The sequence below is a fragment of the Bacillus sp. V3-13 genome (assembly GCF_002860165.1).
In the GTDB taxonomy this organism is placed as follows: Bacteria; Bacillota; Bacilli; order Bacillales; family Cytobacillaceae; genus Bacillus_BJ.
Map to the genome: position 1 here is coordinate 45981 of NZ_PGUZ01000009.1, position 25285 is coordinate 71265.

The following is a 25285-nucleotide window of genomic DNA, read 5'->3' on the forward strand; positions in this document are numbered from 1 at the left end:
ATTCATTTATTTCGTATATTACCCATTATTAAGAAGAATAGACATGAAAATGAGAATCCCGTCGAAATTTTGCGAAAACTGTTTAATAGCCTTGAACACCTTGCTTTTACGACAAGTTTCAGTTATTTTGTATATATGAGAAAATCGCAAATGAATAGGACAGGCTTCGAAAAAGAATAGTACTTTTGCACCCCGTTTTCCAGAGAGTTTGTGGTTGGTGAAAACAAACAACGGAGCGATCGGAATGGACTTTTGAGCCCCATGGAGGAACTCTTTTCCTTTGAAAAGTAAAATATTCCGTGGCGAATCCCTGGCGTTAAAAAGGGCCCCTTGTGATGAGGGGAATTGAGAGACTCTTCATGAGTAATTAGGGTGGCAACGCGGACTTTTCGTCCCTAAAACAGGATGAAGAGTCTTTTTTTATGGATCATTGCTTATTTGCATTTTTTATCGATAAATGCTCAGTTAAAAAGGAGGAAATATAAATGCAAACCATTTTTTCAGGAATACAGCCAAGCGGTACGATTACGCTTGGCAACTATATCGGGGCGATGAAGCAATTTGTTGAACTTCAGCACAATTATCAATGTTACTTTTGTATCGTGGATCAACATGCAATTACAACGCCACAGGATAAGACAGTTCTCAGAAAAAACATTAAAAGCCTCGCTGCACTCTACTTGGCAGTAGGAATCGATCCGAACAAAGCCACATTGTTTATCCAGTCAGAGGTTCCAGCTCATGCCCAGGCCGGATGGATTATGCAATGCGTGTCTTATATCGGTGAACTGGAAAGAATGACGCAATTCAAGGATAAGAGTGCCGGCAAAGAAGCGGTTACGGCCGGACTGCTCACCTATCCGCCGCTGATGGCCGCCGATATTTTACTGTACAGCACAGACCTTGTCCCTGTTGGAGAGGATCAAAAGCAGCACCTCGAATTAACAAGGGATCTGGCGGAAAGATTCAACAAAAAATACAACGACATTTTCACGATTCCCGAGGTCCGCATTTCCGGAGTTGGTGCAAGAATCATGTCCTTGCAGGAGCCGACAAAAAAAATGAGCAAATCCGATCCAAATCAAAAGGCGATGATCACCATGCTGGATGATCCGAAGTTAATTGAAAAGAAAATTAAGAGTGCAGTCACCGACTCGGAAGGAATCATCAAATACGATAAGGAAAACAAGCCTGGAGTTTCAAATCTTTTATCCATTTATTCGATCCTGACAGGAAAAACGGTAGCCGATCTTGAAGAAAAATATGCGGGTAAAGGTTACGGCGAGTTTAAGTCAGATTTAGCCGATGTTGTCGTCAATACCATCGAACCGATTCAAGCAAAGTACTATGACTTAATCGATTCAAGTGAATTGGATCGGATTTTGGATGAAGGCGCTGAAAAAGCGAATAAAGTGGCTAACAAAATGCTCAAAAAAATGGAAAATGCAATGGGTCTTGGACGGAAAAGAAAATAAAAAATAACCAAAAGGAGCTGAAATTTCAGCTCCTTTTTAGTTCACTTTAGGCCCGTGTTCCATTTCCCACAGTTTTTCAAAAAATGGCTGGCCCTTTATCATATTTTCACATAAAACTGCATGCTTGCTTGTCCAGCCTATTTTCGTCTCTTCAAACAACTGCTTCCATGCCTCTTCGAAGTGCATTTGCTGGATTTCGCTATATTTTTCGGGATGCCACTCGGTATACCAGTAGCGGATTTCAGCTTCATTTTGCGATGAATGCAGCTGGTCGAGCGCCATAAATAAAAGTTGCTTTAATTGCCGTTCTTTTCTTGTTAACCCTCTCATTAAATGGGGTTCTGGCGAAAGAATATGAAAGCTTTTTATGGTTGATTGTTCATGAAAATCGTATTCAGCCGTTTCCTGGTTTTCAAGCATTTCATAGACGAGTTGTTCCTGCCTCGGAATCAGCCTGCTTTTTCGGATCGGAATATTATAACCTATTGTATCCACTGCCAAAATTCCTGTGCCATCGGAAACTACAAAGCAATACTCAAGCTGGGTCCGTTCATGGTTTTTCCGCAAATATGCTTTTTGAAAAACATCGTCCAAAAGTTGTTGAGGCAATTCCGATAAATCGTTTTCTATGTAGTTGTATAGCACAGTTTCAACTTTCAAAAGTGGCACTTGATCGAGCAGCTCAACGCCGTCATCTTTTCGCCATTCATGAAAGTGGCAAATATTGTATCCATTCTCTTCTCCTTCAAACCAGTTCACCCAAACATCATGAAGATATAGCATGAATTTAACCCCCGCTTCAACAAACTGTTTATCATTCAGTATGGGCAGATGGAAGTTAATTTATTCCTTTTTTAATCGCGCTAAACCTTTACTTTTCTTGTCGATCATCCGGGTAATAAATGCTTACCGAAACAATGATGATTCCGATGAGCAAAAGATAACATTCAAACCGCGTGCTAATAAAAGACAGGTATTGGGTAAGGCTGAGTCCGGTTGCCAGTAAATTCAAGTAAATGATCATGGTTACTCCCCCGGAAACAGCAAGTCCAAAACCAGTGAGCAGCATAAATAACCTAAAAGCCATTCAAACTAACCCGAATCCCGCTTGAATTTCCTTTTATCCTTAATATATCCATGTTCATCACCCCTGGACTGATCCTTTGCCTTAAATATATGTGATGACAAATAGATATATGTACAAGCCTTGCTTTTAATTGGGATATCATAAATCGTATTTTGTTTTCAGGGAAAATTGCAGATACAGTTGCAGAAACTTGAGGGAATCTATCATCAATTGGATTATTTTACAGCTCTGAGAAAACGCTTTGCAGGCATCACGAGTGATCTCTTAATGGAGAAATTCGCATCTTTTTTGAATTCTGAAATAAGATAGTAACCGATCGCATAACCGAGCAGCCGCGGATAAGGACCCGTGCCGAATAGCAGCATGTCATGTTTTTTATGGTTTCTCGATAAGTCGAGATTATCAGATATATACCTGTCCCAGTAGCGGATTAATTCTTTTTCCGAGTATAAATGGCACCAGTTTCCGATATATTTTTTCCCGCAATAATGATTGACTGCTTGTTCAGCCAACCCCTCCATGATGAGTGAATCGAGCAATGTATATTCGTCGAGTGGTTTTTTTATTTTGTGCATACGACAAACATGATGGTATTCATGGACAAAGAGTGCTTCTATTTCTTTTATGTCTCCTGCGGACGAAAGAAACAGGAATATTTTATCTTTGAAAGAAACCCCGGCTTTACCGCCAGTTTCCTTCATCAATCCCCGGTTTTCTTCGTTGATCGGAAAAATAAATACAGGTACATCCGGGCCCTTCCATAAGTTTCTGTACTTATTGAACAGGCCGCCGACTTTGGTCCATACTTTTCTTTCCACCAGTTTCAGATACGATTTTTTGCATGCTCTGCCTGGCCTGTACATTCCGAACTCCAGCAAGTATTCATAAATCTTTTTTGGATGATCGTTCTCAAAAAGGTCAGCGAATTTACTGCATATTTTTACCGGATTTTCAAAATCGCGCTTCAACCAGGCATCTGTATTAACAATCCCCATTTGTCACCACTCCATAAAAACTAATTGTCCTTTTTCAGTTTATGAGCAAGGGGAATTTTGGTGATTTGTAAAACGCAAAAAAGAGCGGTGCATCTTGAACCACTCTCCTCGTTTTGCAGAAATTGCATCGTTGCCTGCTAGTTTTTTTATGAGTTTTGCAAATAGATGCGGACATATGATTTTTTGGAGTTCACTTACCTCTTTTTGGCCTTCATCGCCTGGATGAAGGACTTTTCCCGGACTCACTTACCTCTTTTTGTCCTTCATCACCCGGATGAAGGACTTTTCCCTCGCTCACGTACACCTTTTTGGCCTTCATCACCCGGATGAAGGACTTTTCCCTAGATCATTTACCTCTTTTTGTCCTTCATCACCCGGATGAAGGACTTTTCCCTCGCTCACGTACACCTTTTTGGCCTTCATCACCCGGATGAAGGACTTTTCCCTAGATCATTTACTTCTTTTTGTCCTTCATTACCTGGATGAAGGACTTTTCCCGGACTCACCTACCTCTTTTTGTCCTTCATCGCCTGGATGAAGGATTTTTCCCCCGCCATCTCTATTAGAAAACTCTTTGTTGATGATGATAAAATATGCATTTTTTAAGACGATCTTTTGATAGGTTTATAAAAGAGTATAAAAGCTTTTACTTCTTTCTCCCTGCAAATCGAACAACTCCAAGCGTACCGGTGTTCATGTCCTCCCTTAGGTTCTCATGGTGTACAATTTGACACATCATTTCATAATCATCTGTAATTGTCTGTAGGCCATTTAACAGGGGTACAGGCTTGTTTTTGACCGTTCCAAAGATGATTGCTTCAACTCCGAATGGATCGTGCAGAAATTCATTTTTTAAATTGGAGGATTTGTTGTGATAATCTTTTTGATAATATTTTTCATAATCACCTGTACAGCCGCAAATTGGACATTCATCCACAAACGGATGCAAGTGACCCGGACGATCTACTTCAAAATGAACACTGGCAGCAACCGGATAATAATTTACGCCTTCAACAAGTAAAGGTTTTTGCTGGCTTAAATAATGAGTATAGAAACGAAGATGAATAGAGTGATCATGAGTCAAATTTCCGTTTTCACCTAACTCGATTAACTGCAGTCCTCTTCGTCTTCCAACCGCGTCGCATCCCTCTGCTGTGTGAAAATAACCGTAGTCGTCCTCCATTTCGATCGTATCTTCAAGAGCACGTACAACGAATTTAAGAGCTTGCCTATAATGATCGGCTAATTTCTCAGAAACCATGATCCAAAGATTAGGATATCTGGGAGCTGAATTTGGGAAGTTTTTAAACTGCGGCAATAAATCAATCAAGATCTTATTCCTCCATGTTCGTTAATTAACAATAAATTCGTCTCTTGAATTTTTTCAATCACTTCAATCAGGGCTTGTTCATTATTTGTTTTTTGGGTGACATAGTGTGAAACAGCTTTTAAATTGGGGATCGCATTTTTTACAGATATCCCCAATCCTGCTGTTTGAATCATTTCGATGTCGTTCTCATTGTCACCGACAGCAACAAGTTTATGCGTTGGAATTTCCAGGTGATCCATTAAAACCTTTACGGCTACCCCTTTATTAACCCCTTTAGCGATGAATTCCAGCAATTCGGGTTCTGAGTTTATTGGACTAAAAATAGAGTAGATCGTTTTCAATTCATTTATTTCTTGTTGATTTCCAATCAGCATGATTTTGACCAATTGTTTCGTAAGCAGTTCATCAATGGTCGTATACTGTGCTGTAATCGAATCTTTTATTAACTGTTGATGTATGAAAGTACTTTCTTCGAGAAAGTAAGCACCTTCATGGTCAAAGGCCAACAAGCTGACATTATACTGATTCCTGATCTTTAAAAATAATGAAAGAATCTCTTTTATTTCATTACTCGCTAAAAATCGGGCATAAATAAACTCACTGGCTATTGGTTCATAAATCATTGCCCCGTTGTATAGAATGACAGGAGTATTAATTCCAACTTCATCAATATAAGGTAAAACACTGTCGAGTGAGCGGCCGGTTGCAAAAGTAAATTTACCTCCTGCTCTCTCAAAACTTTGAATTCTGGATATGACATCTTTTGAGATTCGTTGGTTGTTATCAAGCAAAGTACCATCCAGGTCAGAAATTATGCACCACAAGCTGCTTCAAATCCTTTTCATTTTTTGGAAAAATATTTTGTTGTAATCTGTCTCTTTCAAATAAAAATTGCAGTGTATTAATTTTTATCCAAACATCCGAGTGTACTCTCGGTACAAGAAGGGTTGGACAAATCACTTTTACTTCTTCAAACGTACTTTCTAATCTGACCGTTATCAGAAATTCTCTCCCTGTATGTTCAACGTGTTTGATCATACCCTTTAGAAAATTCTTCTGATCTGGTTTATTAAAAACGACTTCTGCGTCATGAGGCCTAAACCCCAGGATCAGATTTTTCTTTTGATTCAAGCTATGTTCGGGTACGTTATAACTTGATAGACTAATGGTTGTATTTTGTTTTTCCATTATGAGTGAATGATTAGCAACATTGTAGGAGCAGTCTAATCTGTTCATGATCGGCATTCCTAAAAAGCTGGCGACAAACCAGTTAGTCGGATGATTGACGATTTCTAATGGATGATCAAACTGTTGCAGCTCTCCATCTTTCATTACGGCGATCATATCGGACATCGCCATCGCTTCATCTTGATCATGGGTGACCATGATGGTGGTAATTCCCAATTTTTGCTGAAGTTGTTTTATTTCTTCTCTCATTTTCATACGTAATGAAGCATCAAGAGCAGATAACGGTTCATCCAGTATTAATAAATCAGGTTCTTTAGCTATGGCTCTTGCTATGGCCACACGCTGGCGCTGACCACCGGAAAGTTGAGACGGTTTTCTCTCCTCAAATCCTTCCAGATTTACCATTCTTAAAACGCTCTTCACCCGTTCTAGTGCCAGGTTTTTAGGAACTTTTTGATTTCTTAATGGAAACATAATGTTGTCTTTAACTGACATATTCGGATAAAGGGCCGAGTTTTGAAATACCATTCCTATTTTTCTGAATTTCGGCGGAACTGTTGTAACACATGCATGATCGAAGTAGATGTCCCCGTTCGAAGGCTTTTCCAGTCCTGCGATCATTAACATGGTTGTCGTTTTCCCACACCCTGACGGCCCTAGTATCGTAGTCAATTTTCCTGATGGTATTTCTAATTCGATATTTCTGACAGCTGGCTTTTTTGGTTCGTAATATTTATATAGCTGCTTTAAAGAAACTTTCATGAATTTGTCCCTCCACTAAATCTTCATCTTCGAAATATATTTTTGTGAGAACAAATATAATAACATGGCAGGAACCATGTAAAATGTTGCTAAAGTCATAATAAAACCATAATTCACAGACGCAGTAGAATTCATATCCAGTAACGAATTTAAGATAATTGGAAATGTTATTTTACTTGAATCGTACGTGAAGGTGGAGACAAGAATATATTCGCCCCATCCGTTTAAAAAGGCAAAAAGGGTTATGGCTGCAATTCCTGGCCAAATATACGGAACATATATCGCAAAAAACTTTTTAAAATTGGAAGTTCCATCGATTTCGGCAGCCCGATCGATTTCTTTCGGGATTTCGTCAAAGAAACCTTTTATAATCCAAGTGGACAGACCTACTTCTGCTAATCCTTTAATTAAGATCGTGCCAAATAAAGTGTCTAATAAACCAACTGTTTTTAACATATAGAAGCTGGCGATTAATGTTGTAATCGATGGTAGAGCTCTTGTAAACAATGTTGATTGCATTAACAAATCTTTACCGGGGAATCGGCCTTTTGATAAAGCATAACCCGATAATAAGCTCACTCCAACTTCGATCAACATACTGCCCAGTGCGATGACCAGAGTGTTATAAAAAATGGTCCAAACACTCGGAAAAGTAAACGTACCAACCACTAAATTAGGTTCAAATAAAAATTTCCAGTTATTTATGGTGAAACCTGCCGGAAATCCTCCCTTAATGTCACTAAAAGCAAATAGAAACATGCCTAAATAGATACTTAATAGAATTAATGAAAATATCGTAAGGACGGTAACACAGAAAACTTTTAACCAACTGTCAGAAACTCGATTGTAAAAATTCGTCCATCCGCCTGGGTTCATAAATTGTTTCATCATTTATTTATCACTGTCCATTAGCTTTTTTAATCCAAACTGCTTGTAGGCGATGATGATTACTATAAATATTAACGGAAGCATATACATCGAAATAGCTGAACCGTAACCGAAATCCAACGTAGAAAACGCGGTATGAAAAGAATATAATGACCATACTTCAGATTGATAGTTTGGTCCTCCATCAGTCAGTAACAAGATTGATTCATAGGATGTGATAAGGGCTAAGCCTTGCCAAAGTGTTAAAAATGTGAGTGGCCACTTTAAATGTGGAAGGATTAATCTTTTTACAATTATCCAGTCAGAAGCTCCATCCACTTTCGCTACCCTAAATAAGTTTTCATTCATGGACTGAATAGATGAAGATAACATAATTGTTGTAATCGATGTACCCATAACCCCTGCTAAAAGAATGTTAATGAATAGAGGGTATTCAGTCAGCCATGCTACAGGCTCTATTCCATAGAATTTTTGTAATATCATATTGAAGATCCCGCTATCAGTTGGGCTGAATATCCATGTCCAAAGCAAAGCCTCGACTACCCCTGGTGATACTTTTGGTAATAACCAAATCGCTCTAAAGATAGTTCCGCGTCTTGAGTTTTTTATAAAATAAGTAGTTGTAATGGCAACAAACATTCCTAAAAAAATTTTTATAAACAGAGTCATGAATACGAAAATCAGAGTGTTCCAGAAGATTAAACCAATTTTGGGATCAGATAATGCTTTTTGATAATTGGTCCAACCAACAAAATCCCAATTCAAACTGTGGTCCATTGATGTAAACGAGATCAGGATGACGATCAAAGCAGTGATGGGTACGATCAGGAGTTGATTTAAAACAAAGGGGCCCAAAATCAGGCCCCAATATTTATTATCCTTCACTGATTTCCATAGAGATTTCTTTTGGTTGAATTCTCTATTAATAATCTCTTGTTCTAATAAAATTGTTTCATTTGTAAACATAGAAATTCCTCACACACCTTATTTAATGACAGAATTTGCTTTCAGGTTCAGTGCCATTTGTTCTTCAATGTACGATACAGCTTTTTCAGGTGTCATTTCGCCAGACATTACATAGGTTGTAGCATCAATCAGAATTTTGCTGTATTTTGTCTGATCCGGGTGGTTCCCTGCAAAGTGTGAGTAGTTCGTTAAATATTTCACACTGTTTATCCATTCATTTGCTTTAACTTGTTCGTTTTCTTGTCCTTCTTTTGTAAAAGGGATATGCGATGTTTCAACAGCATGTTTTGCTTGTAATTCCGGGGCACTTGCATGTACCAGCAATCTTTTCGCAATGTCCGGATATTTTGTGTTTTTTGAGACGACATAGATATAAGGATTCGACACCGTGATTGGTTTCTTTCCTTTTTTAATTGTTGGCAAATTCATAATCCCAACATTTTGTTTGATCCAATCAGTAGTCACATTTCCTAATTCCTTATGCCACCCTTGATTTCGAAACTTTGCTTCATCCCAAATTCCGCCTTGGGCAAACAACGTTTCCTGGTTTAACATTCTAGCCAATTTTTCCGCTTTATCTGTTGTCATGTTTGCTGCAGGGACGACACCACTATCTTTACTTTCTTTGATCCATTCAAATGTTTTCAAAACTTTTTCTTTATCGAGGATAAATTTTTTGTTTTTCCAATCATACAGCTCCGCTCCAAAATTATAGAAATTCATTGGAACGTCATTTGGGCCGCGGTCAAATTCATACCCATTTTTTACAAGACCCTTTTTTTGTGCTTCTAAAGCGATATCTGTCATATCCTTTAAAGTAAAATCGCCTGTTTCAGCTTTTTTTGGCAATTGGTTAATATCTTCTTCTGACCAACCCATTTTTCGTAAAATTTCTTTATTAAAATACACAGCACGTGCCTCTGTATCTTGAATAACTCCAAAGACTTTACCATCCCATGTTACTGGCTGCCAATAGCCATCCATGATATTTTCAAACACTTTTTCCTTCTTTACATCATCCAGCGGCAGGATATAATTTCCCTCTGCCATCCAGCCGACAGAAGCATAAGAAGTTGTATAGATATCCGCGGCATTGTTTGATTGGGATGCAAAAATAAAATTCTTATCGAACTCTTCGCCACTCATTGGTTTGACAATTGGTTCAATTTTAACCCGATAATCGGCTTTTTCCTTTTCAAGCTCTGCGTTCAATTTTTCTGCTGCACCTTCAAAGTTGGTTACACGTGTAGGAGCTGAAGCATCGTTTGTAAAAACCTTCATCGTCATAATTTTGTTTCCATTTGCATCTTTTGGCAGATCATCTGTTGCAGCAGATGTGGTTGCAGCTTTATTGGATTGGCAGCCTGCTGCAAAACTGATGGATAAAAGCAGTACGAGTGCAAATAGTAAAATTTTTTTCATTTCATATTACCTCCTTTTATTCTCTTATTTCTTTTAACATAAAAACGGATGACGTCGTTCCGCATATAATCGTATGAAAGTAAAATCGGCTTTCCCTCGATCGTATAGTGGGTTTGAACAAATTTTAATAATGGATAATTATTGCCCGAAAAAATTTCCGGTACTTCATCTAAACTCGTTACTGCCTGGATTTCCGTGATCGCTTCTGTGATTTCGTAATCATAGAAGTCTTTCAAAAACTTGGATAACGATCCTTTAAAATAATATTGTTCAAATTCACTTCCTACTAATTTATAAGGTAAAACGTTAATGGAGTATACAACTGGTTCAAGTTTGGCTGTCCGTATTCTGTTTAAAATATACACGTCATCATTCTTTTCAATTTGCAACAGTTCGCTTGCTTCTTCTGAAGGCTTATCTACATATATGTTCGTATCCATATCATCTTCAGCCAAGTTGGCGTTCCGAATCATTTCAGTGATACTGGACAACGTGTTAAGGGAATTCTTTAAAGATAGTGATTCTTGCTTTATGTAATAGCCTGAACCTTGTATACTATAAATTTTCCCCTGTTCGATTAACTCATTTAATGCTTTCCTGATTGTTTCTCTGCTCACACTGTATTGTTCCGATAATTCCTTTTCCCCAGGCAGTCGCTTCGTTGCTCCATCTTTCTTTAAGATGTAGTGTTTATTTATTTTGTGACTGATGTTTAAATACTTAACAGTTCTCATCTACCTCCTCCTTGTTACCTTCATTATAAGTGGCGATTGTTAACCCTAAATTGACGGAAAGTAAGGAAAAAACTATATTTATGTAAATTTGTCTAGACAATTACAAATTTGTCTAGAATAATGCTCCTCTCCATAGACACCATTTGAAGACAAAAATTAAAGGCTGTCGAGTTTCTCGACAGCCTGGCGCGGTATTTGACCGCTCTTTCCTTATTCTATTCGTATTTGCGGAATGCGAGTGTCGCATTATGACCGCCAAAGCCAAGTGAATTGCTGATCGCAGCCGTTATTTCCTGCGTGCGGGCTTTGTTAGGAATGTAATCCAGATCGCATTCAGGGTCCGGATTTTCCAAGTTGATTGTTGGAGGCAGGACTCCTTCTTTTATGGCGAGCACCGTAAAAATCGCTTCGATTCCACCCGCTGCACCGAGCAAGTGGCCAGTCATCGATTTTGTTGAGCTGACCGCCAGCTTATACGCATGGTCTCCGAATACTTCCTTGATTGCCAGCGTTTCAAATTTATCATTATACTCTGTGCTTGTACCATGGGCGTTGATATAATCAATTTCGTCCGGGTTAAGCCCGCCGTTTTCAAGAGCCATTTTCATCGCCCTGGCTCCGCCTTCGCCTGCTGGTGCAGGTGCCGTGATATGGTAGGCATCCCCTGTCGCTCCATAGCCGACAATTTCCGCATAAATTTTAGCGCCGCGCTCCTTTGCGTGTTCAAGTTCTTCAAGGACAACGATACCAGCGCCCTCGCCAATGACGAATCCGTCACGGTTAATATCAAAGGGACGGCTCGCTGTGGCAGGATCAGGATTGGTGGACAGCGCCGTATTGGAACAGAAGCCGGCAACAGACATTTTTGTGATCGGAGCCTCCGCGCCTCCAGTAACCATCGCATCTGCATCTCCGCGCTGGATTACCTTGAAAGCATCGCCAATTGAATTTGTGCCGGTAGCACAAGCGGTTACGGTGCAGGAATTAAACCCTTTAGCACCGAGAATAATCGATACCTGGCCAGCTGCCATGTCAGGAATCATCATCGGTACAAAGAACGGGCTGACGCGGCGATATCCCCGATTAAGGAAGGTTTCATACTGCTGCTCGAATGTTTCCATTCCGCCGATTCCGGAACCGATCCAGACCCCTACTCTTGGCGCATTTTTCTCATTGATTTCAAGACCTGCGTCCTTTACAGCCATTAAAGAAGCTGCAACCGCATAATGTGTAAAGCGGTCCATTTTTCTTGCGTCTTTTTTATCGATAAAGGCTTCAACATTAAAGTCCTTTAACTCTGCCGCTACCTTTGCGGGATATTCTTCACGGTTAACCCTTGTCATTAACCCGATCCCTGAAACTCCGGCAATGGCGTTCTGCCACGAGGTTTCAGCATCGTTGCCCAACGGTGTGACCGCACCGACTCCGGTGACTACTACCCTTCGATTTTCCATTTATATCCATCCCCTTATCATCAAAATGTAATCCCCTTTTTAGCCTGAAACGGGCTGGACTCTGCTATAAACATGAGTCTCTTCATTCAACAAATTAAAGCCCCCAGCGAAGCGCTATCGCTCCCCATGTTAAGCCTCCGCCAAACCCTACCATGATAATTAAATCTCCATCTTTTATTTTACCAGCTTCAAGTTCCTCGACGATTGAAATGGGTATCGATGCCGCTGAAGTATTCCCATATTTATGAACCGTTTTCGACATTTTCTCTTCGGGAAGCTCAAGTCGCTCCCGCGCTGATTCCATAATGCGAATATTTGCCTGATGGGGAACAAAGAAATCGACGTCCTCTTTCTTCAGGCCAGCCTGCTCCAAAACATTTATACAGCTTTCTCCCATTTGACGGACAGCGAATTTGAATACTTCCCTTCCGTTCATTATGAGATATTCGTCCTGGTACAGGTGTTTTCCTCCTGTACCATCTGCGCCTAATTCGAAAGCGAGTATCCCCCGTCCCTCACTAACGGGTCCCATGATGACGGCTCCTGCACCGTCCCCAAATAATACGGCTGTGTTCCGGTCCTCCCAATTGGTGATTTTTGAAAGTTTTTCAACACCAACAACCAAAACATATTTATACGCCGAAGTTTCGATAAATTGCTTGGCTGTAACCATTCCGTACATAAAGCCGGCACACGCTGCACTTATATCCATTGCGGCAGCTTTTTTCGCGCCGAGACGTTCCTGGAGCATACAAGATACTGATGGAAATGGCCGATCGGGCGTAACCGTTGCAACAAGGATTAAATCTATTTGCTCCGCGTTAATTCCCGCATTCTCAAGCGCTTTTACAGCTGCTTGATAGCCGAGCTCCGATGTATCTGTGTCTTGATCGGCAATTCTTCTTTCTTCTATTCCCGTCCTGGTTCTGATCCATTCATCCGAGGTATCCATGATTTTCTCCAAGTCCTTGTTGGTTACAATTTTTTCAGGCAAACATCTGCCAATTCCAATGATCCCGGCGTTCATGAAGCCAACTCCTTTTTTATAATTAAATGGGGTTCTGGAAGGATGATAAGCAAAAGTCCCATATACGAAGGCCCCCTGCATTATTCTTTATTATCTATTGTTATGACTTGGTACTAATTTTATTAAAAATGGAGCTAAAACGCAACTATTTTTCATCCTTCCCCATCCTAAAAATCTCCTGTGATCATAGACAGTTGTCCAGCGCATTCGAAGCCGTTCATTCATATTTTACTAGCAAAAGCGATCGAAGGAGGTAATGACATGGGGTTGGAAGAAGAAAAAACTCCAGTAAAAGCAAGGGGAGATGACCGTTTTTCACGGTTTATGTTCGGTGATCGGAGAAACCAACCGCACAAACCCGCAAATGATGAGATTAATTATACTCAATTAATCGAACAAGTAGATCAAATTGTAGCATCCGTTAAAGAGTTAAAACCGCTCCTTAATATGGTAACACCTGTTGTGAAAAAATATTTCCCCAAAAAGTAACTCACCGCGTGCTTCGATGCAGGGTGAGTTGAGGAGACCGGCCGCTGACAAGCGGCGCTTTTTATTTATTCTTTTTCCTTGAGTGCTTCTTCTCTTCCCAGCTCATACGCTTCTGACATCACTTTAGTGAATATTGTCATAAATGGCTGGATCAGATCGGGCGTCAGCTCTATACCTGCTTCGTCGAGCTGTTGTTTTGCTTCAGGCAGATATTTCATCGCAATCTGCATAAATTCCATCGTTTTATCTTGCAAAGTGAACTCCTCCATCATAATCCTATTTATTTGGCAGTTTGCCGGTTTCGCGATACACTTCGATATGCTCGCGAATCTTGTTTTCGAATTCTTGATCGACAACAGAACTGAATTCCCCGAGCGAAATAACATCGTCGCTGAAATCATAATATAAATTGCCTGATTTAAGTTTTCCATTGTCAAATTCTTCTGCAACAACCTCATACAGCTTGTCGACATGCTGGACTGTGCTCGTCAAAACGGTTGTTTCCCCGAGGTCTGCTTGATCGGAAATATAACCAATTGCATAGAGCCCATGCTCTTTTACTTTTTCAATAATCGGGACGTTATAGCCGTCCCCTGCGGGATAAATAACATCCGCCCCTTCATGAATCATCTTGTCCAAATAACGAATTGCACCCTCGTCATCGTCCCAATGCCCAACGTATTCAATCTCAACTCTCACTTCGTTATCTTCAAAAAGAGCACCTTCATAAAAGCCTTCCACTTCAGGTTGCCATTCATACGCTGCGATGATGCCAACCCGTTTTGTTTTCGACATATGGGAAGCCACCATTCCCCCGAAAAACCCCATTGCATAACCTTCAAAATTCAAGCTGGTTGTATTTTCATTTTGGGCGTCGCCATTAAAACTGACGAAATGAATATCCGGGTATTTTTCCGATAGTTGGTTAAAGTAAACGGCATATTCATTACCATGACCGAAAATTAAATTGACTCCCTTTTGGGCAAATTCTTCTACAGCCCGTTCGACAATCATTTCGGAATTCATGTCTTCTTTATAATAAACATCCACGTTAAAATGGGACTGGATTTTTAGCATACCTTTGTACCCTTTTGTACCCCAGACTTGATCGTTAATTGTTTCAGGCACCAGTAAACCTGCCTTTTCCAATTTCCCTGATTTCATTGGCTGATCACAGCCGGCCAGCAAAAGAAGGCATAGTAGAAAGCCTGTGAAACGTTTCAGCATATTATGCAGCTCCTTTTTTGCCCTGTCACAATTTAAAAGAATCTCTCCCGAATCCGAATAAAATATCGTCGAGAGCTGCTTTTTCCCCAAAAGCAGAGGGGCTTACATTATATGCGAGCCCCGATCCTCAATCTCTTTCATTCTACCCTTATGTGAATTAATTGAAAAGATTTTTTTCCTTTTATCTCATATCCTGGTTTAATCGCTCTCAAACAATAGCGATTTTTCCAGGTGCTCTTTTTGCTTCTTTAAAGCTTCTTCGGCAGTTAAACTCATTTTTACCTTTTTGACCGTAATGTCGTTTTTGTCTTGCAGCTTTCTTGTCTGTACTAGTCGATCCTTATCATCATCTACGCCAAGAAGCTCTGCGCACTTGTGCCAGTGGCCCGGTTCTTCATTGGCCAGCAAAAAGCTGCGGGGTGCCGGCTCGTCGATGAGCGCCCCGATCGTTTCAACAGCATCGTCTACATAAATCGCATCATCCGTCCACTCGCGGTCATCTTTTTCAGGAATCAAATGCCTCTGGTCAAGCTCTTTCAAAAAAAGCTGCTGAAACAGGCTGACCGGTGATTGCCACGGCCCGTAAACTGTTGGCAAATAGACTTTCATCAATGAAGGAGCTTTTTCCTTTAATAATGTATATAAATCGTTCCTGGAGGATTTTTTCAAATCGGTTAACCCTTCCCCGCAACAATATTGGGCCGGCAGCAACAATACAGTCCGGGCATGTTGATATGACAGGAGCTCCTGCAGCTTATCGCAAAAACAGTGTTCCGGTAATAACAACGATTCCTGTTGATTAATAAAATAATCGTATAATGAAACGACCGTCACAAACTGTTCATCCGGGACCTCATCCGATTTGATCCAATCGTCAAAGTCTATTTCTGTAAAATTAGCATTTCTGCCTATTTCGAGCCGTTTTCCATTTACGAAAAAGCCCTGATCCCCGGTATCTATATGAATACCATCTACTTCAATGCCCTGTTCAAGCAGATGTTTACTAAGACTAAACCCGATAAATTCAAACGCGCCGATTATAATTGCCTTGTCCATCATGATGCCTCCCTGAACGACTCTCACTGTATCCTATGCTCAAGGAAAGTAAATTATTTCTCACCGCAATTTGTACGATATGGATTACAATACACTTTCATGTTTTTTAAAAAATTTAATCACCTGGCGTCCAATCTGCTGATTTTTTTCCGGGAGTATATAGCAGATCGACACAGGAATTTGCTTCTCTTTCCACTCGTTCAAAAGCTTTTTCATCGCCGAAAATTGATCAAAGCTGCGCTTTCCTGCCAGCACATGAATCATCAGCATCGGAATCTGCCCGTTTATATTGGGGGTTCTTCCTTCATGACGGATCGTTTCCTCAATGTCGTCCGGTCCCACTTCATGGGCCGCAGCTATTTCCTTGACAAGCTTTTTATAGAAAAACTTATGTTCTTTCTCCTGTTCAAGATGGTGGGCGAGTGACAGGACCGGATTTATAAATACGAATGAACGAATAGCAGGTCCCATTTCCGAAGCCAGCTTTAAAGCGGTTAATGCCCCCATTCCTTCAGCCAGAATGTGAACCTTTTCATTTAATATTTCATTTTTCATCATATGTTCATATAACCGCTGGGCAAGCCTTGCTGCTTTTTTACTCCCCCAATTCTTCCCGTAAAGATTCGAATAGAATACTGTGTATCCGGTCTCTTTTAGCTTTTTCAGCAGCGTGCTCTTACCTTCATTTTGCGTCCAAAAGCTATTTTTCGCATCAACAAACTGCCGATCATCTCCAATGATTAAGATACCGAAACCATTCGGTTTTTCGGGATAATGAACCATGTTCCATTCGGTATCCAACTGAAAGTTCCGGTTTTCCATTCTCAAAAACTCCTTTGTCGCTTTTATCATAATAATGTATGACAGCTGTCACAAATTGAACGGGAGTTAGCCCAGTTTAATAGGGAAAAGCTGATTATTTTTTTAGAAAAGCCCGCAGGTTGATGAAGAGAAAATACTTTCTTACACATTTATTATTTGTTATCCTTATGATAAAATAAAAAAAGCAAAAGCGGCTATGATAGCTGTCCACTTAAAAGCAACTATTATGAGGTGAATACGAATGCGTTATTTCTGGACCTTCTTCTGGACGTTTCTTCTTATCCAAATGCTGAATTATGTAACGGGCTCAATGATGGGTGCCGAATTTGACTTAAAAGCCGGATCGATCCTTGCAGTCATTGTAACAGTATTAATTATTGTTGTATCACAAATTTTGCCGAATGACCCTGTTGAAAAGCACTAAGCCGTTTAAGAATCAGTTACCCAAAAGAAAATTACAATACACAAAAAAATCATCCTTTTCGAAGGATGATTTTTTTGATTATTTAAGGACCAGCTCGTTTTCTTCGACGTCAATATGGACCCTGTTTTTGCCGGTAATTTCACCGGCGATGATTTGCCGGGCAAGCTTTGTCTCCACATGGCGCTGAATATACCTCTTTAATGGCCTTGCCCCGTATACAGGGTCAAATCCGTTTGCAGCGATAAACTGTTTTGCTTCGTCTGAAATCGTTAAGATGATTTCCTGATCTTCGAGCCTTGTTTGCAGCTCGGCAATAAGCTTGGCGACAATCTCTTCGATCTCGAAAAGGCTTAAAGGCTTAAATAAGATCGTTTCATCGATGCGATTAAGAAACTCGGGCCGAAAGTGGGCTTTTAGCGCTCCGTTCACTTGTTCCCGGACCGTTTCATCAAGCTCACCTGTATCTGAACGTGATTCGAGTAAAAAATGCGAGCCGATATTGGACGTCATAATGATCACAGTATTTTTAAAATCGACTGTCCGGCCCTGGGAATCGGTAATCCGCCCGTCATCAAGCATTTGCAGCAATATATTAAAGACCTCAGGGTGCGCTTTTTCGATTTCGTCGAGGAGGATGACTGTGTACGGCTTTCTTCTAACCGCTTCAGTCAACTGGCCGCCTTCTTCATAACCGACATAGCCCGGGGGCGCTCCAATCAGCCGTGAGACAGCATGCTTTTCCATGTATTCCGACATGTCGATGCGCACAATATGATCCTCACTGTCGAACAGAGATTGTGCAAGTGCTTTTGCAAGCTCTGTTTTTCCCACTCCGGTAGGGCCGAGAAACAGAAATGAGCCGATCGGACGGTTTGGGTCCTTAATGCCTGCCCTGGCCCGCAAAACCGCATCCGATACAAGCCTGACAGCTTCTTCCTGGCCTATGACCCTCTCATGCAAGACGCTCTCCAGTTTTAAAAGCTTTTCGCGTTCGCCTTCAACAAGTTTTGACACTGGCACTCCCGTCCATCTTGCGACAACATGGGCAATTTCTTCTTCGGTCACCTCTTCCCGTAAAAAACGGCTGCCTTCATTTTCCCTTTCTTTTGTTTCGAGCTCCTTCAGTTCTTTTTCAAGAGCCGGGATCTTTCCATGGCGCAGCTCCGCCGCCCGGTTTAAATCGTATTGATTTTCAGCTTCAGCCAGCTCTCTCCGCAGCTTTTCAAGCAGCTCCCGCTTTTGCCGGACAGTTTGAATTGCTTCCTTTTCCAGCTGCCATTGAGCTTTCATTGCATTGGCACGTTCGCGCAGATCGGCGAGTTCTTTTTGAAGATTGGCAAGCCTTCTCCTGCTTGCATCGTCTGTTTCTTTACTGAGTGCGGCCTCTTCGATCTCGAGCTGCATCACTCTGCGGGTAACTTCATCCAATTCGGAAGGCATTGAATCAATTTCGGTCCGGATCATCGCACACGCTTCATCGACCAGGTCAATCGCTTTATCAGGCAGGAACCTGTCGGTAATGTAACGATTTGACATCGTCGCGGCAGAAACAAGGGCCCGGTCATGAATATTGACTCCATGGTGAATCTCAAACCGCTCCTTCAACCCCCGCAATATCGAAATTGTATCTTCGACATCAGGCTCCTGGACGAGCACTTGCTGGAAACGCCGTTCCAAAGCCGGATCCTTTTCAATATACTTCCGGTGCTCATCGAGGGTAGTTGCCCCAATACAATGAAGCTCGCCCCGTGCCAGCATCGGCTTCAGCATATTGCCTGCATCCATTGCCCCCTCCGTTTTTCCGGCCCCGACAATCGTATGCAGTTCGTCGATGAAGAGCAGAATCCTGCCTTCACTCTTTTTCACTGCCTGCAAAACGGCTTTTAACCGTTCTTCAAATTCACCGCGAAACTTGGCTCCGGCAATTAAAGAACTCATATCAAGGGCAAACACGGTTTTATCCTTTAACCCTTCCGGCACATCCTTGCGGACAATGCGCTGGGCGAGACCTTCGACGATCGCCGTTTTACCGACGCCGGGCTCGCCAATCAAAACTGGATTGTTTTTTGTTTTTCGCGAAAGAATCCGAATGACATGACGGATTTCGCTGTCTCTTCCGATAACAGGATCCATTTTGCCGGCCTTTACTTCGGCAACCAAATCCCTTCCGTATTTCTCAAGAACATTGTATGTTGCTTCAGGATTTTGCGATGTCACCCGTTGATCCCCCCTGATCTCTTTGATTACTGTCATCATGGACTTTTCAGTACAGCCAACCTTTTTCAATGCTTGTCCTGCTGCAGAATTCTTTGCTTTTATTGCGGCCAGCAAAAGATGCTCCACCGATAAGTATTCATCTTTCCATTCTTTCATCTCAGCTTCTGCTTCGCTAAAAAGGCGCCGTAATGCTGAAGTGATATAGAGCTGCCCCTGTGCCGCCCCACTTCCGGTCACCCGCGGCTTTTTTAGGAGGTCTTTTTCAAGTTCATTGATAAACTGATCGTGATCGAGCTTTAATTTTGCGAAAACAGAACGGATCAAACTATCTGGCGGTTCCATTAAAGCTGCAAAAAGATGGGTTTCATCCACTTCCTGATGTTCGTGCCGGGCGGCGATTGCTTGAGCCCTGATCAACCCTTGCTGGAGCCGTTCAGTCATTCGATTAAAATCCATGCCGATCACCTTGACCTTTCCTGACCTTTTTAACCTTATTATAACAAACAGGGGCTGGCAATTCCAATTGCCAGCCCCTTCTATTCAACCTAATATCTCTGCGAGCAGTGCTTTTTGAGCATGAAGCCTGTTTCCTGCCTGTTCAAACACTGCTGAATGCCCGCTGTCGATGACTTCTGCGGTCACTTCTTCCCCGCGGTGTGCCGGTAAGCAATGCAAGAACAAAAAGTCTTTATTTGCAAGCTCGACAAGCTGCTTATTTACCTGAAAATCTTTGAAAATCTCGAGTCGCTGAGCGTTTTCAGCTTCCTGGCCCATACTCGTCCAAACATCGGTATAGATGACATTGGCATCCTTGACCGCTTCGTAAGGATCATTGCAGATCGTCACCTTTGCTCCACTTTCTTTTGCCGCTTTTTCGGCAATCGCCACAACATTGGCAGGCGGTTCATAGCCTTTTGGCGACGCGATCACAATATGGCTGCCAACTTTTGCAGCACCGATCATTAACGAGTTGGCCACATTATTTCCATCACCCACATAAGCAATTTTGACACCGTTTAGCGAGCCAAGCTTTTCTTCAATCGTCAGCAAATCTGCGAGCGCCTGGCAAGGGTGGTACAGGTCCGTTAACCCATTGATAACGGGAATATCAGCGTGCAATGCCAGCTCCTCAATCGTCTTATGAGAAAAGGTGCGAATCATGATTCCATCCAGATACTGTGATAAGACCTTCGCGGTATCAGCGATCGTCTCGCCTCTCCCAAGCTGTAAATCATGGCTGTTTAAATACAGGGCATTGCCGCCAAGCTGGAGCATGCCCGCTTCAAACGAGACACGCGTCCTCGTTGAGGGCTTTTCAAAAATCAACCCCAAAATCTTTCCCTTTAGCAGAGGTGGCTGTTCACCAAGCAACAATGAATTTTTCAATTTCTTTGCTTTCGCAAGCAATCCCTTTATCGTTTCAGGCGAAAAATCAGCCAGAGTCAGAAAATCCTTACCTTTAAGGTTCATTGCTGTGCCTTTATCTTTTACGGGAATCATACCGCTGTCACATCCTTTTTCATCATTTCCTGCCATTCGGCAAGCTTGTTGACAGTAAAGCTTTTATTTTGCAATCCGCTTAAAAATGCTGATAGTGTTTCTTTTTCCGTAAAATTCAATACCCGGTTCCTGACCGCAAGCTCCCGCAATTCGCGAGCTTGTTCCGATTTTCCTGTACTGAAAAAAGCAGCTGTATCAGCGGCTTTCAGCTGTTTTTCAACGTCTTCCGGCTGGATCAATTTGACGCCCGCATCTTTTGCAAGCTGGAGCCATTCTTCTGTGCTTTCACCTTGTAAAAAGACAATGGCCTTGCCTTCTTGACGGGCTTTAAGCGCGGAATGAAAGGATTTACTTAAGGCAGCCGGCAGGTTCTCAGCAAAGCTGATTCCTTCTCCGGTTGATTTCATTTCCGGACCAACCTTCGGGTCAATTCCCCGCAATGCGTAATTGGAGAAAACGGGGTACTTCACACATACAAACGGCACATGCTCCAAAAGTCCATTTTCACTTGGCAAAGAGTATTTCCCAAGCAATATTTTTGTCGCAATTTGGACCAGCTGTACCCCAGTCGCTTTGCTGACGATCGGAACCGTCCGGCTTGCGCGCGGGTTGATCTCCAACAGGTAAACACGTTCTCCATCAATAATATATTGAATATTCATGATCCCTTTGTAGTTCAACTTCTGGACAACCCGCTTTGCATAGCTCAGCATTTTTGCTTGTGCTTCCTGATCGATGCTCTGGGCGGGCAGCACGGAAATGCTATCACCGGAATGAACTCCTGTTTTTTCAATATGCTCCATGATCGCTGGAACAAGAATGTTTTCCCCGTCCGCAACGACATCCATCTCCGCTTCAATCGCAGATAAAAATTTATCAACGAGGACGGGATAGGGAATGTGTGGATTGTTCAAATAGGAGATTAACTCCTCCTCTGATTGGATCAGCTCCATCCCCTTCCCGCCAATGACATATGAAGGCCTGATTAAAATGGGCAATCCGATTCGTTTCGCCGCTTCGATGATTTCCTCAGGAGAAGTGGCCATCTCACCGTCAATACGCGGAATTTTCAAACTGGCCAGCAGCTCATAAAAGCGTTCCCTGTCCTCAAGAATATCGATTGTTTCGGAACTCGTGCCAAGAAGGCAAACTCCATATTCCTCCAGCTGTTTCGCGAGATTCAAGGCTGTCTGTCCCCCGAGTTGAACAATCACCCCGGCTATCTGTTCCGCTTCGATCACGTTCATGATCGATTCGACCGTAAGCGGTTCAAAGTAAAGCCGGTCTGCTGTCGCAAAATCGGTACTGACTGTTTCAGGATTGTTATTGATCATGATCGTTTCGATATTTTCATCTTTTAAAGAGAAAACACCATGAACTGAACAATAATCAAACTCGATTCCCTGGCCGATTCGAATTGGACCGCTTCCGATGATCAATACTTTTTGTTTACTGGAAGGGAGTTGTTCGTTTTCACCGAAGTAGCTGGAATAGAAATAAGTTGATTTTGCTTCAAATTCCGCAGCACATGTATCAACCATTTTATAGGCAGGTACAATACCGAGCGACTTTCGTTTTTCGCGGACATCTTTTTCGGCAACATTCCATTGTTGGGCGATAAATTTATCGCTAAAACCTTTTTCCTTGAAAATCTGCAGACTGTCTTTCGTTACAGAATCAATTGACGTTTTTGCGATCGTTTGCTCGAGCTCCACCATCCGCGAAAAACAAGTTAAAAAGAACAGGTCAATTTTCGTTTGTTCGTGGATCTTTAAAAGATCATAACCGCGGCGCATCAATTCAAATATGACAAGGAAGCGTTCATCATCGGCTGTTTTTAAGCTTTCCAATAAAGCGTCAGTCGTTTTTAGCTCCCATTCAGGGTGCTTTAAATCAATTGTATTGATTTCAAGTGACTGAACTGCTTTTAGGAAAGCCCGCTCGAAATTACGGTCAATCCCCATGACTTCCCCGGTCGCTTTCATTTGTGTTCCAAGGGTGCGGTTTCCGCCTGGAAATTTATCAAAAGGCCATTTGGGAATTTTGACTACCACATAGTCAAGCGACGGTTCAAAGCTGGCCAGCGTGTCTTTTGTGACCGGGTTTTTCAATTCGCTTAAAGAGTAGCCGACAGCAAGCTTTGCAGCTATCCTGGCGATCGGATATCCTGTTGCTTTTGATGCAAGCGCTGACGAACGGCTGACGCGTGGATTTACCTCAATTAAATAATAATTCTTGCTTTCAGGATCGAGGGCAAATTGGATATTGCAGCCACCGATAATGCCAAGGCTTGAAATAATTTTCACAGAAGCCGAGCGCAGCATTTGGTATTCTTCGTCCGTCAATGTTTGCGAAGGGGCGATTACAATGGAATCACCGGTATGGATGCCAACAGGATCAATATTTTCCATATTGCAAATCGTAATGCAAGTTCCAGTCGCATCTCGCATTACTTCGTATTCGATTTCCTTAAATCCGGCAATGCTTTTTTCAATCAGACACTGGCCAATTGCGCTTTCTTTCAGTCCCCCTGCAGTAAGCTGGACGAGCTCTTCCGGGTTGTCCGCGATGCCCCCGCCGGTTCCACCGAGCGTGTAAGCCGGCCTGACGATAATCGGATAGCCGATTTCACTGGCAAATTGCAGCGCCTCTTCTGAAGATGTCACAATCGTACTTTCGGGTACCGGCTCTCCCAGCTCTTTCATCAGCTCGCGAAAGGCTTCCCTGTCCTCGCCTTTCTTAATCGACTCAATCGTCGTTCCGAGCAGCCTGACATTATACTTGTCAAGAACGCCATTTTCGCTTAACTGAAAAGCCAGATTCAGTCCGGTTTGTCCGCCAAGTGTAGCCAGCATTCCGTCAGGCCGTTCTTTTTCAATGATTTTCTCCAGGACATCAGCTGTCAGCGGCTCAAAATAAATCGCATCGGCAAAGCTGTGGTCTGTCATAATCGTTGCCGGGTTATTGTTTACTAGAATGACTTTATAACCTTCTTCTTTAAGAGCCAGGCATGCCTGTGTTCCCGCATAATCAAATTCGGCAGCCTGGCCGATGATGATCGGCCCCGAGCCGATGAGAAGAATGGACTGAATACTCGTATCTTTAGGCATATGCAACAATTCTCCCGTTGTATGTTTTGATAAGCTCGATAAATTCGTCGAAGATATACTCGCCGTCGGCAGGTCCCGGATTCGATTCGGGATGGAATTGGACCGTTTGGACGGGATATTCCTGATGGGTCAGTCCTTCTATGGACCCGTCATGCAAATGATAAAAGCGGACATCGAAGCCTGTTCCCCGCAAACTTTTCTCTTCCACAACATAGCTGTGGTTTTGCGACGACATTAACACCGAGTTTGTTTTAATATCTTTAATCGGATGGTTTGCGCCCCGGTGCCCAAACGCGAGCTTTTCGGTATTGCCGCCAAAAGAGAGCGCTGCAAGCTGGTGACCGAGGCAAATGCCAAGTGTCGGAAAGCGGCGGAGCAGCTTATTTAGATCAGGCATCAATCCTGCCAATTCTTTTGGATCTCCCGGCCCGTTCGATAAAAGGATCCCGTCAGGATGCAATTTTTCAATCTCTTTTGCCGGTGTATTGAATGGGACGGCTGTAACCCGGCAATTTCGCTTCAGCAAAGACGATAAAATCGACTTTTTGTAGCCAAAATCAATCAAAACAATGTGAAGGTCGCCTTCTCCATACATTTTCGCTTCCGTACCGGACACACTGCGTACTTTATAGCCCAGCTCAGTATTAAGCCGGATCAGCTTATCATCATTCTTTTCTGCGGTTAATAAGGCAGGCATCGTGCCTTTATTGCGGATTTTCTTCACCAATGCTCTCGTATCAACGCGGCCGAGCATCGGAATATTCCACTTTTGCAAGTATTCCTTCAATGTCCATTTCGCTTCATAATGGAAGGCTGCTTCGTGTGATTCATAGACGATCACCCCGGCAACATGCGGAATTTTGCTTTCAAAGTCCTCCTGATTGATTCCATAATTGCCGATCAATGGATATGTGAACACAATAATTTGGTCTTTATAAGAAGGGTCTGTCAGCACTTCCTGATATCCTGTCATCCCGGTAAAAAAGACGATTTCTCCCTGTATATGCTGTTTGGGGACGGCTGTAAGCCATTCTCCTTCAAAACACTCTCCGCTCTTCAAATAAAGGGAACCTTTCAACTTGCACACCTCTTCACTTTTTTGCATATTTATA

At 42.2% G+C, this 25285-nt stretch carries 23 protein-coding genes and 1 other annotated feature; of the genes, 3 read left to right on the forward strand and 20 right to left on the reverse strand.

Annotation, left to right across the window (positions count from 1 at the left end; translation table 11 throughout):
- The first annotated feature begins 157 nt into the window (after positions 1 to 157).
- Positions 158 to 400 (forward strand) — a binding site (T-box leader).
- Between the two features lie 85 nt (positions 401 to 485).
- Positions 486 to 1475: a tryptophan--tRNA ligase gene (trpS, locus tag CU633_RS03250; RefSeq protein WP_101658295.1), complete on the forward strand. Its 990-nt coding sequence runs from the start codon at positions 486 to 488 to the stop codon at positions 1473 to 1475.
- Between the two features lie 36 nt (positions 1476 to 1511).
- On the opposite strand, the gene CU633_RS03255 is transcribed toward trpS, so the two are convergent.
- From CU633_RS03255 to CU633_RS03315, 12 genes are all read right to left on the reverse strand, one after another.
- Positions 1512 to 2258 carry a YjbA family protein gene (locus CU633_RS03255; protein ID WP_101658296.1) on the reverse strand — a complete coding sequence of 249 codons (747 nt, stop codon included), beginning with the start codon at positions 2256 to 2258 and terminating at the stop codon, positions 1512 to 1514.
- A gap of 88 nt (positions 2259 to 2346) precedes the next feature.
- The gene (locus CU633_RS03260; RefSeq protein WP_101658297.1) at positions 2347 to 2562 is read right to left on the reverse strand and encodes a hypothetical protein; all 216 of its coding nucleotides are present in this window, start codon (positions 2560 to 2562) and stop codon (positions 2347 to 2349) included.
- A gap of 215 nt (positions 2563 to 2777) precedes the next feature.
- Positions 2778 to 3557 (reverse strand): DUF2268 domain-containing protein, encoded by a 780-nt coding sequence (locus CU633_RS03265; RefSeq protein WP_101658298.1) that lies wholly within the window; start codon positions 3555 to 3557, stop codon positions 2778 to 2780.
- Between the two features lie 646 nt (positions 3558 to 4203).
- Positions 4204 to 4887: a hypothetical protein gene (locus CU633_RS03275; protein ID WP_101658300.1), complete on the reverse strand. Its 684-nt coding sequence runs from the start codon at positions 4885 to 4887 to the stop codon at positions 4204 to 4206.
- Positions 4884 to 5711: a Cof-type HAD-IIB family hydrolase gene (locus tag CU633_RS03280; protein ID WP_101658301.1), complete on the reverse strand. Its 828-nt coding sequence runs from the start codon at positions 5709 to 5711 to the stop codon at positions 4884 to 4886. The genes CU633_RS03275 and CU633_RS03280 overlap by 4 nt, the downstream gene beginning before the upstream one ends.
- A complete protein-coding gene (locus tag CU633_RS03285) occupies positions 5692 to 6837 on the reverse strand; it encodes an ABC transporter ATP-binding protein (protein ID WP_101658302.1) in 1146 nt (381 codons plus the stop codon). The genes CU633_RS03280 and CU633_RS03285 overlap by 20 nt, the downstream gene beginning before the upstream one ends.
- 15 nt (positions 6838 to 6852) lie before the next feature.
- On the reverse strand, positions 6853 to 7728 hold the full coding sequence (locus CU633_RS03290) for a carbohydrate ABC transporter permease (protein WP_101658303.1): 876 nt from the start codon (positions 7726 to 7728) through the stop codon (positions 6853 to 6855).
- Positions 7729 to 8691, reverse strand: coding sequence for a carbohydrate ABC transporter permease (locus CU633_RS03295; protein WP_101658304.1), 963 nt, complete (start codon positions 8689 to 8691; stop codon positions 7729 to 7731).
- A gap of 18 nt (positions 8692 to 8709) precedes the next feature.
- On the reverse strand, positions 8710 to 10113 hold the full coding sequence (locus CU633_RS03300) for a sugar ABC transporter substrate-binding protein (RefSeq protein ID WP_101658305.1): 1404 nt from the start codon (positions 10111 to 10113) through the stop codon (positions 8710 to 8712).
- Positions 10110 to 10847: a GntR family transcriptional regulator gene (locus tag CU633_RS03305; RefSeq protein WP_101658306.1), complete on the reverse strand. Its 738-nt coding sequence runs from the start codon at positions 10845 to 10847 to the stop codon at positions 10110 to 10112. The genes CU633_RS03300 and CU633_RS03305 overlap by 4 nt, the downstream gene beginning before the upstream one ends.
- Positions 10848 to 11062: 215 nt before the next feature.
- Positions 11063 to 12301, reverse strand: coding sequence for a beta-ketoacyl-ACP synthase II (gene fabF, locus CU633_RS03310; protein ID WP_101658307.1), 1239 nt, complete (start codon positions 12299 to 12301; stop codon positions 11063 to 11065).
- 94 nt (positions 12302 to 12395) lie between these two features.
- The gene (locus CU633_RS03315) at positions 12396 to 13328 is read right to left on the reverse strand and encodes a beta-ketoacyl-ACP synthase III (protein ID WP_101658308.1); all 933 of its coding nucleotides are present in this window, start codon (positions 13326 to 13328) and stop codon (positions 12396 to 12398) included.
- A gap of 261 nt (positions 13329 to 13589) precedes the next feature.
- Here CU633_RS03315 and CU633_RS03320 point away from each other — a divergent pair, with 261 nt between their 5' ends.
- Positions 13590 to 13817 (forward strand): hypothetical protein, encoded by a 228-nt coding sequence (locus tag CU633_RS03320; protein ID WP_101658309.1) that lies wholly within the window; start codon positions 13590 to 13592, stop codon positions 13815 to 13817.
- A 65-nt stretch (positions 13818 to 13882) separates the two neighbouring features.
- Here the strand turns inward: CU633_RS03320 and CU633_RS03325 are convergent, their stop codons facing one another.
- The 4 genes from CU633_RS03325 to CU633_RS03340 all read right to left on the reverse strand — a co-directional run bounded on the left by CU633_RS03325 (position 13883) and on the right by CU633_RS03340 (position 16922).
- Entirely contained in the window at positions 13883 to 14071 is a 189-nt protein-coding gene (locus CU633_RS03325) for a ComZ family protein (RefSeq protein WP_101658310.1), read from the reverse strand.
- Between the two features lie 22 nt (positions 14072 to 14093).
- Positions 14094 to 15044, reverse strand: a complete 951-nt coding sequence (locus CU633_RS03330; RefSeq protein ID WP_101658311.1) for a BMP family ABC transporter substrate-binding protein — start codon at positions 15042 to 15044, stop codon at positions 14094 to 14096.
- 198 nt (positions 15045 to 15242) lie between these two features.
- Complete coding sequence (locus tag CU633_RS03335; protein WP_101658312.1) at positions 15243 to 16100, reverse strand: hypothetical protein; 858 nt, start codon at positions 16098 to 16100, stop codon at positions 15243 to 15245.
- A gap of 84 nt (positions 16101 to 16184) precedes the next feature.
- Positions 16185 to 16922 (reverse strand): hydrolase, encoded by a 738-nt coding sequence (locus CU633_RS03340; RefSeq protein ID WP_101658313.1) that lies wholly within the window; start codon positions 16920 to 16922, stop codon positions 16185 to 16187.
- Positions 16923 to 17163: 241 nt separating this feature from the next.
- Here CU633_RS03340 and CU633_RS03345 point away from each other — a divergent pair, with 241 nt between their 5' ends.
- Positions 17164 to 17346, forward strand: coding sequence for a YjzD family protein (locus tag CU633_RS03345; RefSeq protein ID WP_101658314.1), 183 nt, complete (start codon positions 17164 to 17166; stop codon positions 17344 to 17346).
- 78 nt (positions 17347 to 17424) lie between these two features.
- On the opposite strand, the gene clpB is transcribed toward CU633_RS03345, so the two are convergent.
- The 4 genes from clpB to CU633_RS03365 form a co-directional block, all read right to left on the reverse strand.
- Positions 17425 to 20019 (reverse strand): ATP-dependent chaperone ClpB, encoded by a 2595-nt coding sequence (clpB, locus tag CU633_RS03350; RefSeq protein WP_101658315.1) that lies wholly within the window; start codon positions 20017 to 20019, stop codon positions 17425 to 17427.
- An 84-nt stretch (positions 20020 to 20103) separates the two neighbouring features.
- Positions 20104 to 21063 carry an ornithine carbamoyltransferase gene (argF, locus tag CU633_RS03355; protein WP_101658316.1) on the reverse strand — a complete coding sequence of 320 codons (960 nt, stop codon included), beginning with the start codon at positions 21061 to 21063 and terminating at the stop codon, positions 20104 to 20106.
- Positions 21060 to 24173 (reverse strand): carbamoyl phosphate synthase large subunit, encoded by a 3114-nt coding sequence (locus CU633_RS03360; RefSeq protein ID WP_101658317.1) that lies wholly within the window; start codon positions 24171 to 24173, stop codon positions 21060 to 21062. Before CU633_RS03360 ends, argF begins: the two co-directional genes overlap by 4 nt.
- Complete coding sequence (locus tag CU633_RS03365; protein ID WP_101658318.1) at positions 24166 to 25251, reverse strand: carbamoyl phosphate synthase small subunit; 1086 nt, start codon at positions 25249 to 25251, stop codon at positions 24166 to 24168. The genes CU633_RS03360 and CU633_RS03365 overlap by 8 nt, the downstream gene beginning before the upstream one ends.
- Positions 25252 to 25285: the final 34 nt, after the last annotated feature.